This window comes from Marinobacter lipolyticus, from assembly GCF_018424605.1.
Classification (GTDB): domain Bacteria; phylum Pseudomonadota; class Gammaproteobacteria; order Pseudomonadales; family Oleiphilaceae; genus Marinobacter; species Marinobacter lipolyticus_B.
The window spans coordinates 1-2,336 of the sequence record NZ_QTKT01000022.1; the positions used below are offsets into that span (position 1 = coordinate 1).

At 53.2% G+C, this 2,336-nt stretch carries 2 protein-coding genes; both read left to right on the forward strand.

The genetic code is table 11. From position 1 onward, the window contains the following. Nucleotides 1–59 precede the first annotated feature (59 nt). Nucleotides 60–1,229, forward strand: coding sequence for an IS30 family transposase (locus tag DYI22_RS17260; protein WP_213479291.1), 1,170 nt, complete (start codon nt 60–62; stop codon nt 1,227–1,229). A gap of 63 nt (nt 1,230–1,292) precedes the next feature. Then, on the forward strand, nt 1,293–2,327 hold the full coding sequence (locus tag DYI22_RS17265; RefSeq protein ID WP_416234606.1) for an IS30 family transposase: 1,035 nt from the start codon (nt 1,293–1,295) through the stop codon (nt 2,325–2,327). The last annotated feature ends 9 nt before the right edge of the window (nt 2,328–2,336 follow it).

The following is a 2,336-nucleotide window of genomic DNA, read 5'->3' on the forward strand; positions in this document are numbered from 1 at the left end:
GGTAGATTCAACCGGTCAATGCAACATAATGCACACTGGTAACTATCGGGGCTTTCAAAATGCCGCAGCAAGTATCAAAGACCAGAGGGCTGACCCATCAGCAGAAGCAGGAGCTATGGGCTCGATGGAAGAAAGGCCAGTCGCTTAGCGAGATTGGCAGAGCTCTTGGGAAGCATGCTGGATCGATTACTGGAATGCTCGCCATACATGGCGGCATTGCCCCTCTGGGACGTTCCAGGTCAGCGAGGGTGCTTAGTAGCTCTGAGCGCGAAGAGATTTCAAGAGGCATCTCAGCGGGACTGACATTTACCCAGATTGCCGACTCGATGGGACGGTCTACCTCAACCATCAGTCGAGAGGTCAGTCGGAACGGAGGAAGAAGTCAGTACAGGGCAAACGTGGCAGATCGGCGCGCCTGGGCCCAGTCAAAACGTCCGAAAAAATGCCTTCTCGCAATGAATGAGTCCCTCCGTGCAGCCGTTGCCGAAAAGCTGAGCCTTGACTGGTCTCCAGAGCAAGTAGCAGGCTGGCTAAAACGCCAGTTCCCGGACGACAAGTCGATGCATGTGTCCCATGAAACGATTTACCGAAGTCTCTTTATTCAAGCCCGAGGTGTTCTGAAGAAGGAGCTTGTCAAACACCTCCGATCAAGACGCGGTATGCGTCGATCACGACACAGAAGCTCTGAAGAAGCGGAAGCCCGCACCAGCATCACAGATTTAGTTTCTATCCGTGCTCGGCCAAAAGAGGTTGAAGACAGGGCTGTTCCTGGCCATTGGGAGGGAGACCTGATATCCGGATCCAAGAACTCACATATTGCGACGCTTGTCGAGCGGCAGTCTAGATTTACGATGCTCGTTCATGTCGGCGGCAAAGATACGGAAAGCGTTGTTTCGGCGCTTTGTCGGGAAGTCGGCCAGCTCCCCGAGGAGTTGAAGAGAACCCTGACCTGGGATCGAGGGGGTGAGCTGGGTAACCACAGGAAATTTACGCTTGCGACCGATATGCAGGTTTATTTCTGTGACCCGCAGAGCCCCTGGCAAAGAGGCAGCAACGAGAACACCAATCGTCTGTTACGCCAGTACTTCCCGAAGAAGACCGATTTATCGGGCTATTCCCAGAAGCAGTTAAATGAATTTGCACGGAAGCTGAATGAACGACCGAGGAAAACACTCGACTACCTGACACCTGTGGAGAAGCTACAAAGTATATTTGCGTTGACCGGTTGAACTCACCAGTCGCTTAGCGAGATTGGCAGAGCTCTTGGGAAGCATGCTGGATCGATTACTGGAATGCTCGCCATACATGGCGGCATTGCCCCTCTGGGACGTTCCAGGTCAGCGAGGGTGCTTAGTAGCTCTGAGCGCGAAGAGATTTCAAGAGGCATCTCAGCGGGACTGACATTTACCCAGATTGCCGACTCGATGGGACGGTCTACCTCAACCATCAGTCGAGAGGTCAGTCGGAACGGAGGAAGAAGTCAGTACAGGGCAAACGTGGCAGATCGGCGCGCCTGGGCCCAGTCAAAACGTCCGAAAAAATGCCTTCTCGCAATGAATGAGTCCCTCCGTGCAGCCGTTGCCGAAAAGCTGAGCCTTGACTGGTCTCCAGAGCAAGTAGCAGGCTGGCTAAAACGCCAGTTCCCGGACGACAAGTCGATGCATGTGTCCCATGAAACGATTTACCGAAGTCTCTTTATTCAAGCCCGAGGTGTTCTGAAGAAGGAGCTTGTCAAACACCTCCGATCAAGACGCGGTATGCGTCGATCACGACACAGAAGCTCTGAAGAAGCGGAAGCCCGCACCAGCATCACAGATTTAGTTTCTATCCGTGCTCGGCCAAAAGAGGTTGAAGACAGGGCTGTTCCTGGCCATTGGGAGGGAGACCTGATATCCGGATCCAAGAACTCACATATTGCGACGCTTGTCGAGCGGCAGTCTAGATTTACGATGCTCGTTCATGTCGGCGGCAAAGATACGGAAAGCGTTGTTTCGGCGCTTTGTCGGGAAGTCGGCCAGCTCCCCGAGGAGTTGAAGAGAACCCTGACCTGGGATCGAGGGGGTGAGCTGGGTAACCACAGGAAATTTACGCTTGCGACCGATATGCAGGTTTATTTCTGTGACCCGCAGAGCCCCTGGCAAAGAGGCAGCAACGAGAACACCAATCGTCTGTTACGCCAGTACTTCCCGAAGAAGACCGATTTATCGGGCTATTCCCAGAAGCAGTTAAATGAATTTGCACGGAAGCTGAATGAACGACCGAGGAAAACACTCGACTACCTGACACCTGTGGAGAAGCTACAAAGTATATTTGCGTTGACCGGTTGAACTCACCGC